Origin of the sequence: Proteiniphilum sp. (genome assembly GCF_040307845.1) — a bacterium.
Taxonomy (GTDB): Bacteria; Bacteroidota; Bacteroidia; order Bacteroidales; family Dysgonomonadaceae; genus Proteiniphilum.
In genome coordinates, this window is sequence record NZ_JAWRIS010000019.1 from 41,706 (window position 1) to 57,883 (window position 16,178).

Below are 16,178 nucleotides of genomic sequence, written 5' to 3' on the forward strand. Positions count from 1 at the left end.
TGCTTATTCGTTAAAGTTGAAATAATGTAACTCCAGATATGATTGATTATAAGAAAGGACGCTATCCAGATAATCAGATTCTATACTGATCGCATTCTCCAGGCTCTGAATGTACTGGAAAAAGTCTATTTCGCCATTCTTATAACTCATATCGGCGGTTTTGATAATTTCTTTTGACAGTATCTGTCCGTTCTCTGTGTAATAATTAATCATTTCCTTATGTTGGTTCAGTTCAGCCTGTTTTTGCATATAGAAACTTTCCATTTGTATCTCGCGGTCGCTGCGCATCGCTTCCCAGCTTTGTTGCTCCAACTTAGCTGTTTTCCTTTTTGACGTGTTTCCGCTAAAGAGTAACGGAATAGCCACTCCTATCTGAAAGCCGTTTTGCCTGTATCCCAAACCTCTGTTTGTTCCTGTAAATAACTCCATGCTCAAGTCGGGTAACCAGCTTTGATTTTGTAACTTCAATTGAGAAGAATAAGTTTTACTGATGGTCTCCATATAATTTTTTTGCAATGTTTTACCCGTAGCAGCGCCATCTATATGCAACATTTCCAGCTGATTGTCAGATACCTGAAAGTCTTCTTGGCTTTGCGCCAACGATTTCAGCTGTCCGTACAAAGCCTGTTTTTGATTTTTTAATTGGATTAAGGTTGTATGAATTTGTTTCGATTTGGCTTCTGCCGTAATTTTCTCCAGATAATTAGATTCACCTAACTCAAATTTACGGTTTCCTGCCTTTGAAAAAGCAGAATAGAGGCTATCGAGTTGGGTATATAGCACTTCTTTGTTTTGTGTATAAACAATCCGGTCGTAGACAAGAGATACGGCAAGCGCCAGTTTGTTTTTTTGAATTTCATACAGCACCTTATTTTGCTCCCACTGCGATTTGTATACCTTTTTCCGAGCGCCATAAACAGTAGGGAATGAAAATGTCTGTTCAATGCCAAACACCCTTAAGGCCTTGTCGTTGGGCGCAACATTATTTTCATCGTATCCATAATAAACAGTCGTTTTATCAAAATCAAAAGCTGTTCCGATATTTGCTTTAGAAGCCTTGGTCTGCAAATAATACGAACTTAATTCTTTATTATTGGCAAATGCCGTCTCGATCAACTTATTCAATTCAGGGTTAATGTTTTGCGAATAAATACTCGAACTGTATATAAGTAGAATGGTAAATACTATATTTTTAAACCTTTTCTTCATCTTTCGTCAGGTTTTTATCAAACATTTTGAACAAAGCAGGAAGCACCACCATTGTAAGTAGGGTTGCAGTAAATAATCCTCCGATAACTACCGTTGCCAAAGGACGTTGTACCTCTGCGCCCGCCGATGAAGAGATGGCCATCGGCAAAAATCCGAGTGCTGCTGCGGCAGCAGTAAGCGTTACAGGACGAAGCCTATCGGTAGTCCCTTTCAGAATCAGTTCATCTACATTTTTCATTCCTTTGTTTTTCAATTTTTTGAGATGCTCCACCAGCACAATACCATTCAGTACGGCAATACCAAACAAAGCGATAAAACCTACTCCCGCCGAAATACTGAAAGGCATCCCTCTCAACCAAAGAAGTAATATTCCGCCTACAGCCGAAAGAGGGATGGCTGTAAAGACCAGCAAGGTTTCCCTCACCGAACCAAAGGCAAAATACAAGAAGATAAATATGAGGCATAGAGCTATAGGAACGGCTATCATCAGACGGTCTTTCGCATTCTGTAAGTTTTCGAACTGTCCCCCGTAAGTAATATAATATCCGGGAGGCAGGTTGATTGTTTCATTTATGATGGCCGAAACATCTTTCACCACACTTTCCATATCCCTGCTCCTTACATTTACACCTATCACCACACGGCGTTTGGTGTCGTCTCGCGATATCTTGGCAGGCCCTTCGGTATATTCCACCCTAGCCAATTCACGCAGGGGGATCTGCCCACCATCGGGAAGCGGGACATACAGATTCCGCAAATCATCGATGTCATTCCGAAGATTCTCCTCCAGGCGGATCACCAGATCGAAGCGGCGTTCCCCTTCAAACACATTCCCTACGGTGGTTCCGGCAAAAGACAGGGCTACAATATCGTTGATGTCCGAGATATTCAGTCCATACTGGGCAATACGGGTACGGTTGTAATCGACAGTCATTTGCGGGAGTCCGTCAATCTTTTCCACAATAATATCGGCCGCTCCTTCCACATGTGCGATTGCCTGCCTTATCTGTTCTGCCTTTTCGGCCAAAACACTCAGGTCTTCACCAAAAACCTTGATGGCCACGTCGGAGCGCGTACCCGAAATGAGCTCGTTAAAACGCATCTCGATGGGTTGTGTAAATTCAATTTCCATGTTGGGGATAGTAGTCTCCAGAGCTTCTTTTATCTTATCCGCCAATTCATCTTTTGAACTTGCCGATACCCATTCACTTTTGGGTTTCACTTTCACGATAATATCGCTTTCCTCCATCGACATGGGATCGGTAGGTACTTCGGCTGCACCGATCCGGCTGACGATTTGCTCCACTTCTGGAAATTTATCCAGAATTGTTTTCTCTATCAATGTAGTGGTCTCTATCGTCTTTGTCAGTGAAGTCCCCGTTTTCAGCACAGGCTGAATAACAAAATCTCCTTCATCCAGTTGAGGGATAAATTCGCCCCCAATGCGGGAGAATATCACAACGGACAGAATCAGTAATCCGGTTGCTCCTGCCAAAGTCTTTTTTGTGTTCTTCAATGCCCATGTAATAACAGGCGAATAACATTTTGTTAATATGCGCATCAAATGGGCAGTGATACTGTTTGTTTTCTGTGCCTGAGGTTTTATCAGCAGAGAGGAGGCCACAGGGACATAGGTCAAACAAAGCAGCATGGCACCAATGAGAGCGAAACTGAATGTGAGAGCCATTGGGCGGAACATTTTACCTTCCACACCTGATAATGACAGGATGGGAATAAATACAATGAGGATTATTAATTGCCCGAAGATGGCCGAATTCATCATGGTGGATGAGCTGCCCAGTGTTATTCTGTCTGTTTCCTTTTTTCTCTCAGACAGAGGTAAATTGCTAAGTTTGGAAGCATTTGCCGTGATCTGAGCTGAGACGAACTCCACAATAATAATCGCACCATCTATAATAATACCAAAATCAATTGCTCCCAAGCTCATCAGATTGGCATCTATTCCGAATATCCTCATCAGGGAAATGGCAAACAGGAGCGAAAGAGGTATTACAGATGCAACAACCAGCCCTGAACGAAAACTCCCGAGTAAAAGTACCACAACGAATATCACAATCAGACATCCTAAAATAAGATTTTCGGTAATGGTAAATGTCGTTTTGGCAACGAGTTCACTACGTTCCAGAAAGGCATTGATATACACGCCTTCAGGCAGTGATTGCTGCACTTCCTCTACACGTTCTTTCACGGCATTGATGGTTTGCTTGGAGTCAGCTCCCTTGAGCATCATTATCTGGCCAAGAACTTTTTCTCCTTCCCCGTTCCCTGTAATTGCGCCAAAACGATTGGCGCTTCCGAAACGAACCGTTGCTATATCTTTTACCAGAACAGGGATTCCATCCACATTCTTGACAACAATATTTTGTATATCTTCGATCGAACTTATCTTTCCTTCCCCACGAATAAAATAGCTCTGATTGACTTTCTCAATATAGGCTCCTCCCGCTATACTGTTATTTTTTTCTAAGGCTGTTACTAAATCTCCCGTTGTTATGGACATGGCTTTCAATCGGGATGGGTTAACAGCGACTTCGTATTGCTTCAGGTAGCCTCCCCATGTATTGATCTCAACGACTCCCGGGATACCCGATAATTGACGTTTGACTATCCAGTCCTGTATGGTACGCAAATCCGATACTGAATATCTGTCTTTGTATCCGGGCTTTACATCAAGTATATATTGATAGATCTCACCTAAGCCTGTCGATATGGGACCCATTTCAGGAGATCCGAAACCTTCTGGGATAATTTCAGATGCTGTTTTTATTTTTTCGGCTATTAGCTGCCGGGGAAGATAGGTTCCCATATCTTCGTCAAAAACAATGGTAACCACAGACAACCCAAATTTAGAAATAGAGCGGATCTCCTGTACTCCCGGTAGATTGGCCATCTCCATTTCTATTGGATAAGTAATAAATTGTTCAATATCCTCAGTAGAAAGATGGGTGGATGTGGTAATAATCTGTACTTGATTGTTTGTTATATCTGGAACTGCACCAATAGGGATATGGAACACAGAATAAATCCCATACGCAAATATGGCCGATGTGAACAGCAATACAATGAGTTTGCGATTGAGGCTGAACCGTATAATCTTTTCTAACATTTACCTTCCTTTTACCTGGTTTTCTGATTACAGGCAAAAGTAGAGATTTGTTAAAACAGTTTGCTTAAGATTTGCTTAAGATTGAGGAATTTGAAGTTTTATTATAGTGCCTGAACTCAGTTTGCTTACTACCTCTATATGGATATTAAGAAATAAACAGAATCTTTTTACGATAGGCAAGCCCAATCCGAAGCCCTTAATATCGGAATGCTCTGTAGATCGGTAAAATTTATCGAAAATCTTTTCTAAATCCTCTTGAGAAATACCTATACCATTATCTTTTATTTCACAATGTATGACAGAATCAGATTTGAATAAATCGATGTTTACCTCTCCATTCTGATAAGAATATTTGATAGCATTGGATAAAAGGTTGCTAATGATCGTTGAGAATAGATAAGTGTCGGTCTTGAAAAGAATATCCTCGGATGAAAAATTTGTTTTTACCCTTATACTCTTCTCTTCGATGTTTCTTGACAGATATTTTAGGCTCTCTTCAATCAGCGCTTTTGCTGAGACGACTTCTAGATTAAGTGACTGCTTCTGATTTTCGAAACGGGTAAGGATGAGCAGTTCATCTACCAAATGGTTTAAACGATCGATTTCTTTGACACAGTATCTTACTTTTTCTTCGTATTCTTCCTGTTGGCGGGGTTTTCGTATCAACACTTCAAGAGTTCCCTTCAATATAGCCAATGGAGTCCGGAATTCATGCGAAGCATAAGAGGTAAAAGACTTTTCGCGTTCTATTGTTTTTTCTATCCTATCAAGAAGTTGATTGATAGTATCCGAAAGAATATACAGTTCGTCTTTATTGTTAGGTAATGGGATACGTTCAGTAAGATTATCACGTGAGATATTATTCGATGTATCAATAATGTCATTGATAGGTTTAATACTTCTTCCTGCAATAAAACGTGCAACAAAGAACAATATAATAAGAATGACAGGGAAGGTAATGAATAGGATATGCCGTAAAGTTTCTAAAACCACTTCTGAACCTTCGCGTGCAACTGCCACCAAAAGATGACCTACGCGCTTTCCGTTCTCATCCAAAATGGGAACCTGTACCTGCCTTATCCTTTTTTCGGCAAGTTCACCATTGTAAAATACATTATCTCTTTGATTGGGATCGTAAAGCAAGTGGCTGTCTTTCAGGTTGGGGGATTTATCAATCAGATTCCCCTCTATGTCCAAAAATTCAATGAATACAGGATCGACACCGACTGTATTATGCTCACGCTCCATCCACTCCTTATGTCTTTTTAGAGCTATTGTTCCGTTTTTCACTTCCACTTCCTGAGAGTGACGGTCGACTTCTTGTTGCAGATCTTCATTCAAATGGTCGGACACACTGAACTCTACTACCAGATAGATAGTAAAAAATACGCAACCAATCAACAATGCTGTTGTGATGATGTAGTTCAGTGCAATTCTGTTCCTGAAAGATAGATTGTTCATATTCAGTCGTTAGCTATATATCCCACTCCCCGAATGGTTTTGATGTATCCATTATCTTTATCCAGATTAAGCTTCTTGCGAATAGCATTAATAAAAACATCAATTACACCTGTATCGTACTCAAAGTTAATCCCCCAGACTTTTTCTATAATTTCGTCTCTTTTACAGACACGTCCTTTATTTCTGATTAAAAACTCGAGCAACTCAAACTCACGTTGGGTAAGAGCAACATCAAGTGAGTCTACATTTACTTCGTATGTCCTTAAATGAAGAAAAATATTACCCAAAGTAAGAGTGTCCGGTTCCGTCTTGTTACGGAAATGAATCTTTATACGTTCTAATAATTCCTCAAAACTGAAAGGCTTTTTGATATAGTCGTTTGCTCCACTTTGTAATCCCTCAATCGTCTCTTGCAGAGTGTCTTTTGCTGTCAAAAATAGTATAGGCGTTTCCGAATCTTTTTCTCTGATAGCTTTGCACACGTCTATTCCGTTCATTTTAGGAAGCATCCAGTCCAGAAGGATAAGATCGGGCTTCTGCGATTGAAAAAGCCCTATCCCTTGTTTCCCATCAACGGCAATAGAGGTACTATAACCTTCTTCTTCCAGTCCCTGTTTTAGAAAGTTATAGATTCCTGATTCGTCTTCTATGATCAGAATGTGTCGCATAATATGTGCAAAGATAGGATAAATAGTTTCACCCTCTTATTTGCAGTCTTGATATATTGGAGAAATCAAAGATTCTTTAGTAAGTCTATGAAATAAGTGATAAATGGGCAAAAGTTTATTCTTGTTTCACAAAAGCATTAAAAAGCATCATTTGATACTGATTGTGCCATAATTATTATGAATTTAGTTTGTAGTTTTTTAGAGCCTTAATCCCTTTCATTTCTTCTTTTTCCTCCTTCGTTCTTCGGCTTGTAATCGCTGACGTTCCGCTTGGTCGGAATCGTAATCCGTTGCTGATGGTTGAATGCCTATACGACGCGGTATCCCATATCTGCCATTCCTGCTACGAGATTTCCCGAAAGACTATTTGTTGTATCTTTGGTCTTTTCTGGAATAGATATTGCAGTTGTAGGAGTTGGAATCGGTGATTAATGGCATATTGAAAGATTTTCCTGATAAGATGGGAGAAATTTTCATGATGCTCCACCGGGATGGGTATACCGTCAGGGAAACGGCCGAAATACTGAATATGAATGAAAGGACGGTCAAATACAAATCGAAACAGGCCGTCGCCGCCCTGAAGAAAATGATGGAAAAAGAGGGTATGGATGCCAGGTCGTTCAAAGTGATCAGGGATGTTTCTTCCTCTGTCCTATACATTGTATTTATAGCGGACAAGTTGATTTAGAAGGATTTATTTCTTCTATTCCGGCTTTTGCCTCTCAATAACGATACCTTGCCTGTGATGTTCCTCTATCAGTAACGCATAGTCGTTCTGCTGTTTCATGCAAAACAAGGTGAGTAAAAATACCAGCAAGCCAAGTATGGTTATCACGAAAGAAGTTTTTCTGACTTTGAACATTTTAAAATTAAAGCAGGATTTTTCATTTCCTTCCTGTGATTCAACATATATTTTTAACCGGTCTTCAGTCTCCCGGATGTGCTTTGAAACCAGAAGGATATTCTTATTGAGCAGCTGAATATTCTCCCTGTTGGCTCCGAAATTACTGTCGTTATGTTTGCCAAGCAAAGCGGTTTGTTGCCTTATTTCCGTAATTATAGCGTCTTTCGCCCCTTCAAAACCAGACATGTTTTCGTCTTTTTCCCCTGCTATATCCTGTGATTTCTGCATTACAGCAAGCCCGTCCAGTTTCTTTTCCATTTCCGAGAGCTTTTCCCATAAAGCGTCGTTCGATACCGATTGTACCATATTTCTTTTGTTTTTAAGCCGTTAATAATTCATTTTAGTGTCTTAACCCCTTGCGTTTTTTCTTCTTTTTCTTCCGGGTTAACGCCTGTTGACGCAATGCTTCCGCTTCATCCGGATCGTAACCCGAAGGCTGGAAATCCAGCAGCCCGCTTAAACCCGATACGGTTCCGGCTACACCTGTTGCAATCGTTTCCGCAAGGGTATTTCCTGTTGTCTTCGCCGGTGGAGCTTGTTGTACCTGTTGCTCCTGCGGTGTTTGACGGTGGCTGTTTCCTCCCAAAATTGCATCCAGTCTGGAATAACTGAACTGCCGGTCGATGTCCGAGCCTTTGAAACAGTGTTCCCCTTTCCGGAATGAGATACCCTGCACTTCATCTGTTTGTCCTTTATATTTATAGTTTATGGATATTCCTTGTTTACCCAATAGGGATTCAAACTGTTGCCAATTCTTAGCTTTGGGCAGTATATTGTTCACAGCATGATAAATTTCATATTTGGTTTGCTCCGCTCCTTTTAAGTGTTGGATGTTGACTTTATCTTTTCCTGTTCCGTAAGTCAGGTTATACCTGTCTTTTAGTTGTTTGCATACTTTCTCGTTCCGGTAACGGTCGTTCTTGTCGGAGATAGTCTTGCCATCGTTATCCACCCGGTTAAATACGATATGGCAATGGGGATGGTTTGTATTGTTATGCCGGACAATAATGTATTGGGTATTTTCTATCCCCATTGCTTTCATATACTCTTTGGCTAATCGTTCCATGAATTGATCTGTCAACCGTTCTTTATCATCGGGCGAGAATGCCAACGGGATATGCCCGACACATTTCGATAACTTGGGATTGAGCAGGCTTTGCATGTGAAAACTATTGATGATGGATTTTACGTCCGTCTCCAATACACCTTCGCTTGCCAGGATTTTCGCATTTTTATCTCCTAAAACATACGAAATACATCCCTTAAAACTTCTTCCTTTTACTATTTTTCCAATCATCCGACAGCTTGTTTATGATATCCTGTATGCTTTCCAATAGGGGTAATGCCTGGTTTTCGAGCCGTTTTTCACTTAAAAACTTCGCTATTTTTGTGAGCTGGTTCAGGTTATTGCCCATATTGGAAAGGCTTCTTAATACGTCCAGTTCCTCTTTTTTTAGCGGTTCTTTGATTATCCCGTCCAGGACGGCATCATGACAATAGATACTTAGCGGAAGATTGGCCTGTTTTGCCCGGTGCCGGATGGCATAGAGTTCCGGCTCGGAAAAGCAGACCCCGATGGTCTTGCTTTTGCGATGAACGGGACTCTTCTTCGGGCGTCCGCCTTTCTTCCTGTTATCATTATTATCCTGATTCAATTTTTCGATTGTCGGTTTACTGATAAAATCGATAATAATAGGGTCTATGACCCCGACCCAAAACTGTGACCAACGGGAGCGGTTTTCCCTTTGGCGGTAAGCCAAAGCGAGGGTTTCCATGCAATGGAAACATAACCTCGCTACGCTCCACGAACATTTATGTTCCGCTCAAAAGCTAAGTCGTAGATACTGAACGGACTTACCATACAATGGACAGAAGCTACACTTTATAGCTTCTTCCACATTTCCACATCATCCCGGTAGATTTCCAGATGATGGCGGGCAAGGTTCTCGATAAAGCCCGATACACTCATTCGGCGTCCTCCCAGTTTGCGGGCTATCTCGTCCAACTGATCCCGCACCTCCCGGCTGATAAATACAGGCTTGCGGTCTTCGAGCTTTGGAACGGTAAGAAACGCCTGCCGGTATTCCTCCAGTGATTCTTTCCGTTGTTTACTGCTGATCCGTCTGGATGCAGTTTGTACAGATTGCTCCTGTGATTCAGTCTTTACGGTATCTTTTCTATTTTCAGTTGCAACAGTCAGTACAGCATCCACACTGCCAATGGTGTCCGCATTATTGATATTGGCGGTATTGTTTGTCGTATCGACACTCACAACGGAAGGTTCTTCAATAATATCTTCCCGGAGAAATTCCCGGATGATTTTACTCTTGTTCCCATCGGTTGGACTCTTGCCTTTGCCCTTCCCGTCATCAGGTAACCAATCCTGTACAGATTGTTTCTTAGTTTGACTTTCGCCGGTTTGTTTACTATCCATATAATACTGTATTAAAAAAGTGAATATTCCGGTTCCTGTTGATACAGGAACCCGCTTGTCGGTTGCAAATAAACAACTATTAGTCAGGATAGTACATTAACCGGGTTTACATGGATGATTCTGTATTGTCTTGCTACTGTAAAGATTGAATGAACGGTGCAGACTGCACCGATTGGCTTATCGGGATATACTGTGCTACCGGAGTGATGTCTGCTAAAAAACCGCTCCCATTTCAGAAAACCGGAGGGAAATATCGAAAGTAAAAACCTGCTTTTTTAGATTTAAAACAGCACCCGAAATAAGAAATCTGTCCTTTACCCCTACCAAACCGGTGCCACAAGCTGCCACCTGGTTATCAATCCATTGTGGTGTGGTTTATTCTGTTTTACTTCGTGGCGGAAAGGTGCAGTTTGCACCGGAAAGGAAGTCCTGACTTACATTAAGAATAACATAAAAATATCAAGTAATGGAAACAAAGTTCGGCGTATGCCAAATAGTAAATATTGATGCACAGACATTCGAGCAGATGCTCTCGAAGTTTGAACGTTTTGCTGAACGTATGGAACAGCTTTGCCGCCTGCATGGCGACAAAGATTCAAATGAATGGCTCGACAACCAGGATGTATGCCTGCTGTTGAACATCTCGCCCCGGACGTTACAGACACTCCGGGATAACGGCACACTCGCCTTTAGCCGTATCAACCACAAGATCTACTATAAAGCCCAGGATGTAGAAAAGATCGTCCCGGTGGTGGAAGACAAACGCAAACAGGCCAAATATAAAGGCAAACGGATATGAATACAAAAGGAGATCCCATAAACAATGGCTTTCCTGCCCGATTACAGGGCGGCTGGGAAAGCGTGGACGGCAATCCCGACATCTATATCTTCCGGGATTACGACGGCAACTATTCCCTGCTTGCCTACAGTTATGACACCGAATGCAGGCGGGGAGGTTTCTCCTGCCATGCGGTAGAACCGGACGAAGACAGTTATTATATCCGTATGGGAATAAAACGCTGCCGGTTGACGGAAGAAAAATCGCCTTACGGACTGCATATTGCGGGCTGGGGCAGTTATATGAAGAATTAAAAAACGATATAAAATTTTGAGTTTATGAGCAATCAGTTAATTACACCGGAAAACAACGAAAGGGTCAAGTCCTTTTTCCTTTCACTGGATCGCCTTTCTACCTTGATGGAACGCCTGTTTGCATCCCGCAAACCGACACTCGGTGGAGAGGGTTTCTACACGGACGAAGAATTGTCGAAAAAACTAAAGATCAGTCGGCGGAGTTTACAAGACTATCGCAATGAAGGGCGTATCCCCTATATCAAATTAGGTGGCAAAATACTCTACCGGGCTTCGGATATCGGCAAATTGCTGGAAGAAGGATACAAGGAGAGTTTCAGGTAATGGCGTGGGCTGACAGCCATTTACCGGGAAAGTTATCCCCGGACAACCGGTTATTCTGCGCATCTTCCGCCCTCCAAAACGGGCTGGGAAGCCATGAGCGGAAATAACCGTAGGCAGGACGGGAGATAACTTTTGCGCATTAAAAAACCGGCAGGATTTCAATAGCGAATAGCCTGCCCCTTGTTATAGAATACGATTTGTTTTATTTCAGCAATTTACGGTTCTCAACTTCCTGCAATACACGCATCTGCTGGATAGCTATTTGGTTAAGCTTTTGCAGTCGTTCCCTTTGGGGTATTTTTTCATTAATCAGCACGGCATTTATATTTTCCATGTTCGACAGGCATATCAGCTCGTTGATCGTAGCGTAATCACGGATATTGCCTTTCAGGTCGGGGTTGGCTTCGCGCCATTGTTTTGCCGTTATCCCGAAAAGAGCCATGTTCAGCACATCGGCTTCACTGGCATACACGATTGAAATTTGCTGTGGGGTAAGTTCAGCCGGGATCAGGTTGTGTTTCACGGCATCGGTATGGATATGGTAGTTGATTTTCGAGAGTTCCCGTTTGGCTGACCAACCGATTTGTTGCTGCTCCTGTTCTTTGAGGCGTTGGAACTCGGTAATCAAATACAATTTGAATTCGGTATTAACCCATGAGGCAAACTCGAAAGCTATATCCCTATGTGCGTATGTTCCGCCATTAGCTCCATTTTTAGTAACAATTCCAGTTGCGTTCGTCAATTCAACCCAACGTGTCGGACTCATCGTAAATGCGTTTGTACCTGCTTCGTACATAAGGGGGTCGAATTCGACCCCCTTGAAAGTCGGATTGTTCAACTTTTCCCATAACCCCAGGAACATCAGGGTGTTTTTACTCCGCATCCAGTTTTTAACTACATCCTTTGGTTCTATAGGATTGCGTATTTTCGCAATATCGGTAATAGATATGTAATCTGTATTATTGATATGCAGCATTTTAACTTTTGTCCCTTGCACATCTAAATCTTTTTTTGCCATAATCTTATTCTGTTTTTAATTGTGCCGGATTCGGCACAATCAGATTCTACAAATTTAGTTGAAAATATTGATATTCTTAATGGTAGATAAGTCCCGAAAATCTAAACCCCTCATAAATGTGGAGTTTAATTTAACATTAAGTTTTGCAAAGACAGAAAAATGGTTTGAGATAAACCATGCCTTGTAATTCTGTGAACTAACCATTTTCTAAAGATATCCGCATTTGCCGACCGTACCCTGAAAGCAATAGCAATAACCATTTCCAGCCCATAATAATCAGGATAAACGTTCAATCCCTCAACGGAGCCACCCTTCGAATCATCGCCTCTGGCAATCCCTGCCTTTTCAATAGCCCGGATATGCCTTTTTGCCGTCAGATAGTAGATACCGAACAAATCGGCAATCTCTGAAATGCTCATTTTTGTTTCACCCGGAACGATTACCGTTCCATTATCTGTGATCGTTATTATTTGGCTATCGCCGATTTTCAATTTTCTTTTCATCGTTACTATGGTTTATTTTGCGTTGTTTTTCATTGTTTTTCTTCGCTCCATCAGCTTGTCCATATCCTCCGAGATTTTATCGTCCGTTATTTTGGCATACCCCTGTGTGGTGGAGATATTGGCATGCCCCATCATTTTGGCGATGCTTTCAATGGAGATACCCGCTGAAAGTAAGAGGGTTCCGAACGAATGGCGGCTTTTATGGTAGGAGAGGTTCTCTTTCAATCCCGCAACAACACCTATCTGGTTGATGTCGTTCCATATCACATCCCGGTTCTTGGGCAACGGAAATACAGGCCGGCTGTCATCGGCAGTGTTGTAAAGTGAAAGTATCTGTTCGGCTACCGGGTGCAGCGGGATGAACGCTTCCACATTGGTTTTTACCCGCTTCTTACGGATATACAACCTGCCTGCGGCTGTCTTTCCGATATGGCGGGGATAGAGCCGCTGCATGTCCACATAGGCTAACCCGCTGAAAGAGGAAAAAATGAACATCCGGCGTACCAGCTCCAGCATCCGGCTGTGCATGGGGGTTTCCATAATCCGTTTCAATTCGCTCCTTGTTATGTATTTCAGTTTAGGCGGCTCTTTCTTTTCGTAAGCAACGTCTTCCAACGGGTTAGCCCTGAGTATTTCCTGGTCTACAGCAATATAGACAAGCCTGTTCAGCCAGCAGAGGCAGTGGTTGATATGACCGGATTTGTACCCCAAGTCCCTCTTAAGAAAGAGTTTAAACGACTCACCGAACTCCCCGGTAATTTCTGTAAAGGCAATATCCTTTTTGCCTCTTGACAGGATAAAGTCGCGCAAATTGGCTTGGGTGGTTTTCGAACCCCGGAAAGTGGAGGTTGACTTAATTTCCAAAGAGCGTAGCCGTAACCGCTCGCGCTCTGCTTCTCCTGCCTGTAACAGCATGGCCGGAACGGAGTTCACTCCTGCGATTGTATTTTTTAGCAGTTCGGCACTGACAACCCCCTGCTCTTTGAGGATATTTTCATAGGTTTGTTCAATCCGTAAACGGTATGCTTTGAGCCGGTTATCACTTCGCTCATTCTTAATTTCTCCTTTTCGGGCATTCCAGTCATCTGGACTGCAATAAATACCTGTCGATATTACTGTTTGTTTGCCATCTATGGAAATCCGGCATAGGATAGCTGTCGTGCCGTCCGCCTTTACTTTATTCCTGTTTATATAGAATAATATTCTGAATGTACTGCGCATATTTTTTTGTTGTTTGTTTTGTTTGAAAATTAAAGAACTAATTGTAAATCCCCGGTTGTTCCGATGAATTTATCCATATCCTCGAAAAGTTTCTTCGGGGTAACACGGGCATATATCTGGGTGGTGGTGATGTTATTGTGTCCGAGCATCCGGCTGATGGTTTCTATCGGCACGCCCTCTTCGAGCGTGACCAAACTGGCAAACGAGTGCCTTCCGGCATGGTAGACCAGGTCTTGCGAGATACCCGCCATAATCCGCAAGCCTTTCATGTTGGATCGTAAAGTAGCATAGAGTTGTTTCGGGAACAGCGTTTCCCGATTCTTATCCCTGTACTTTTCAATCAGGGCGATTGCTTCGGGCAGCAGCTTGACACGCCCCAACAACTCGTTTTTCTTCCGGCGGTATTTCAGCCACAGGCTGCCTTTATCATCGGTAAAGATATTTTCTTGTGTGATGGAAACGGTATCGGCATACGAAGTACCCGTATAGCATGCAAAAAGAAACAAATCCCGTGTAATGACATGGGAAATGCGTTTTTCGGGTATTTCCAAGTCCCGGATCTTCTCGAAATCTTCACGGCTCAATGCTTTGGGGGTGGTTTCTTTCTGCTTGGGCAGCTTGTAATGGGCAAAATGGAATTTCTCGGAGATACCTTCCTTGAAAGCGATCTTACAGATCTTTTTCAGGATGGCAAGGTAATGGCGTACGGTATCCATCGCATATCCCTGTTCTGTCAAGACAAAATCCTGATACTCCCGGATAAACTGTTCGTTCAGTTGTCCGAAAGCCACATCTTTGGTTTTGAACTTCTTTTTGATAAACTTGCCGAGTGAACGGTGGGTGTACACGTAGGTGCTTAAGGTGGTCGGGGCAACGTCTATTCCGATGCGGGCTTTCAACTCCTCCATATGTCGGTCGAGAAGGGCAAGCAGGCTCATCTGTGCACTCATACTTCCCTGAAACAGGTCTTTAACCGTTCCGGCATCGAATGATTGCTTGCGTTCGATCAAAGAATCGAATGCGGCATGAACGGCCAACAGCAACTTTTCGATTTTCTGATTTATTTCTACCGCTTCACGGCTTTTGCCGTCCAACCGGCTCTCGCGGGGATTCCATAAGTCGGGCGTACAGGATAGCTTACAGCTAAACTGCGCCATTGAGTGGTCCAGGGTAATGCGCCCCATGATGGGGGCTTTGCCCAACTTGTCCAGACTGCTTTTTTTAAGGTAAAGCAAGACCTTGAATTTTTCTATTTGCATAACACTTATTTTTGTGGGCTTTGCCGAAAGGCAAAGTTACCGGTTATATAAGTGCCCTTTGTTATGCAAAATTCTGTGATTCAGAACAAAAGAACCCGGTTCGGAATGCGTTGTTACCTGTCGGTATTCCGGTAACTAACCGGCTAACGGATTGGTAACAGAAATCCTGCAATATTTTGCCGGAATTTGATTTCAGACAACATACAGAAAAGAGAAAAACAATTCATTATAAACCGTTTACGTTACAATTGCCGTGACCTGCTTTTTCTTGTTTGAGACTGAATTACTCATCCTGGGAGACACACGCCCGCAACGCACATCCCAACCCAATGTCATCCCTAACAGTTTGACATGGGAGACTGCTACCACTGGGAATATAGGATTGGATCTGAACGCACTGGATAATTGCCTTGTTTTTTCGGGTGACCTGTACCGGCGGTGGACGAAAGATATGTACACGGTCGGTCCAAGTGTCCCGGCTATTTTCGGGACGAGCGTTCCTAAAGGCAACTACGCCTCACTAAAAACAACCGGATGGGAAATCTCCCTGAACTGGATGGACAAATTCAACCTGGCTGGAAAACCATTCAATTATAGCGTAAGGGCTACGCTCTCTGATTATAAATCGGTTATAACCGACTACGAAAATGAAGAGTATAACTTAACGGATTATTATAAGGGGCAGGTCATCGGTGAGATATGGGGATACCGGGTAGAAGGTTTATTCAAATCGGAAGAGGAGATCGCCAATTCTCCGTCCCAATCCAACATATTGGCACACAATACCCGCAAGAACTATGTAGGTGATTTAAAATTTAATATGATTATCCGCAATATGACCTATTGTAAATTTTCGATTTGAAATCGGGGCTGTACGAGACAGCGGCAATGACCAACCTGTCGAAAAGTTTGTCCGGGAAGAATCTCCGGTTAAACTTATAACAGAATTCATTGAGGT

The 16,178-nt window shown here is 42.6% G+C and carries 17 protein-coding genes and 1 pseudogene; 5 read left to right on the top strand and 13 right to left on the bottom strand.

Features of this window, described 5'->3' with window-relative positions; translation table 11 throughout:
- Window positions 1-3: 3 nt before the first annotated feature.
- From ABV001_RS04570 to ABV001_RS04585, 4 genes are all read right to left on the bottom strand, one after another.
- Window positions 4-1,209: a TolC family protein gene (locus ABV001_RS04570; protein ID WP_313381998.1), complete on the bottom strand. Its 1,206-nt coding sequence runs from the start codon at window positions 1,207-1,209 to the stop codon at window positions 4-6.
- Complete coding sequence (locus ABV001_RS04575) at window positions 1,193-4,336, bottom strand: efflux RND transporter permease subunit (protein ID WP_352421726.1); 3,144 nt, start codon at window positions 4,334-4,336, stop codon at window positions 1,193-1,195. The genes ABV001_RS04570 and ABV001_RS04575 overlap by 17 nt, the downstream gene beginning before the upstream one ends.
- A 75-nt stretch (window positions 4,337-4,411) precedes the next feature.
- On the bottom strand, window positions 4,412-5,677 hold the full coding sequence (locus ABV001_RS04580; protein WP_352421727.1) for a sensor histidine kinase: 1,266 nt from the start codon (window positions 5,675-5,677) through the stop codon (window positions 4,412-4,414).
- Between the two features lie 122 nt (window positions 5,678-5,799).
- Complete coding sequence (locus ABV001_RS04585) at window positions 5,800-6,465, bottom strand: response regulator transcription factor (RefSeq protein ID WP_313381993.1); 666 nt, start codon at window positions 6,463-6,465, stop codon at window positions 5,800-5,802.
- A gap of 460 nt (window positions 6,466-6,925) precedes the next feature.
- On the opposite strand from ABV001_RS04585, the gene ABV001_RS04590 reads away from it, so the two are divergent.
- The gene (locus ABV001_RS04590; RefSeq protein WP_313381992.1) at window positions 6,926-7,153 is read left to right on the top strand and encodes an RNA polymerase sigma factor; all 228 of its coding nucleotides are present in this window, start codon (window positions 6,926-6,928) and stop codon (window positions 7,151-7,153) included.
- A 15-nt stretch (window positions 7,154-7,168) separates the two neighbouring features.
- On the opposite strand, the gene ABV001_RS04595 is transcribed toward ABV001_RS04590, so the two are convergent.
- The 4 genes from ABV001_RS04595 to ABV001_RS04610 all read right to left on the bottom strand — a co-directional run bounded on the left by ABV001_RS04595 (window position 7,169) and on the right by ABV001_RS04610 (window position 9,803).
- Window positions 7,169-7,675 carry a hypothetical protein gene (locus tag ABV001_RS04595; RefSeq protein WP_313381991.1) on the bottom strand — a complete coding sequence of 169 codons (507 nt, stop codon included), beginning with the start codon at window positions 7,673-7,675 and terminating at the stop codon, window positions 7,169-7,171.
- A gap of 34 nt (window positions 7,676-7,709) precedes the next feature.
- A complete protein-coding gene (locus ABV001_RS04600; RefSeq protein ID WP_313381990.1) occupies window positions 7,710-8,666 on the bottom strand; it encodes a relaxase/mobilization nuclease domain-containing protein in 957 nt (318 codons plus the stop codon).
- A complete protein-coding gene (locus ABV001_RS04605) occupies window positions 8,632-9,144 on the bottom strand; it encodes a plasmid mobilization protein (protein WP_313381987.1) in 513 nt (170 codons plus the stop codon). The genes ABV001_RS04600 and ABV001_RS04605 overlap by 35 nt, the downstream gene beginning before the upstream one ends.
- Before the next feature lie 107 nt (window positions 9,145-9,251).
- Window positions 9,252-9,803 (bottom strand): DUF3408 domain-containing protein, encoded by a 552-nt coding sequence (locus ABV001_RS04610; protein WP_313381984.1) that lies wholly within the window; start codon window positions 9,801-9,803, stop codon window positions 9,252-9,254.
- 466 nt (window positions 9,804-10,269) lie between these two features.
- Here ABV001_RS04610 and ABV001_RS04615 point away from each other — a divergent pair, with 466 nt between their 5' ends.
- Genes ABV001_RS04615 through ABV001_RS04625 form a run of 3 tightly spaced genes read left to right on the top strand, consistent with a single transcriptional unit; the run spans window position 10,270 to window position 11,219 of the window.
- Window positions 10,270-10,602, top strand: a complete 333-nt coding sequence (locus tag ABV001_RS04615; RefSeq protein ID WP_313381983.1) for a helix-turn-helix domain-containing protein — start codon at window positions 10,270-10,272, stop codon at window positions 10,600-10,602.
- Window positions 10,599-10,895, top strand: coding sequence for a DUF3876 domain-containing protein (locus ABV001_RS04620; protein WP_313381982.1), 297 nt, complete (start codon window positions 10,599-10,601; stop codon window positions 10,893-10,895). The genes ABV001_RS04615 and ABV001_RS04620 overlap by 4 nt, the downstream gene beginning before the upstream one ends.
- Before the next feature lie 24 nt (window positions 10,896-10,919).
- Entirely contained in the window at window positions 10,920-11,219 is a 300-nt protein-coding gene (locus tag ABV001_RS04625; RefSeq protein ID WP_313381981.1) for a helix-turn-helix domain-containing protein, read from the top strand.
- A gap of 202 nt (window positions 11,220-11,421) precedes the next feature.
- On the opposite strand, the gene ABV001_RS04630 is transcribed toward ABV001_RS04625, so the two are convergent.
- The 4 genes from ABV001_RS04630 to ABV001_RS04645 all read right to left on the bottom strand — a co-directional run bounded on the left by ABV001_RS04630 (window position 11,422) and on the right by ABV001_RS04645 (window position 15,220).
- Window positions 11,422-12,237, bottom strand: a complete 816-nt coding sequence (locus ABV001_RS04630; protein ID WP_313381980.1) for a KilA-N domain-containing protein — start codon at window positions 12,235-12,237, stop codon at window positions 11,422-11,424.
- Window positions 12,238-12,362: 125 nt separating this feature from the next.
- On the bottom strand, window positions 12,363-12,740 hold the full coding sequence (locus ABV001_RS04635; RefSeq protein ID WP_313381979.1) for a virulence RhuM family protein: 378 nt from the start codon (window positions 12,738-12,740) through the stop codon (window positions 12,363-12,365).
- Window positions 12,741-12,752: 12 nt separating this feature from the next.
- Entirely contained in the window at window positions 12,753-13,961 is a 1,209-nt protein-coding gene (locus ABV001_RS04640; protein WP_313381978.1) for a site-specific integrase, read from the bottom strand.
- A gap of 29 nt (window positions 13,962-13,990) precedes the next feature.
- Entirely contained in the window at window positions 13,991-15,220 is a 1,230-nt protein-coding gene (locus ABV001_RS04645) for a site-specific integrase (protein ID WP_313381977.1), read from the bottom strand.
- Window positions 15,221-15,473: 253 nt separating this feature from the next.
- Between ABV001_RS04645 and ABV001_RS04650 the strand changes: the two genes are divergently transcribed.
- On the top strand, window positions 15,474-16,082 hold the full coding sequence (locus ABV001_RS04650) for a TonB-dependent receptor domain-containing protein (protein WP_352421728.1): 609 nt from the start codon (window positions 15,474-15,476) through the stop codon (window positions 16,080-16,082).
- On the opposite strand, the pseudogene ABV001_RS04655 reads toward ABV001_RS04650, so the two are convergent.
- A pseudogene (locus ABV001_RS04655) lies at window positions 16,045-16,178 on the bottom strand (IS1595 family transposase); the annotation flags it as partial. The gene ABV001_RS04650 and the pseudogene ABV001_RS04655 sit on opposite strands and share 38 nt — an antisense overlap.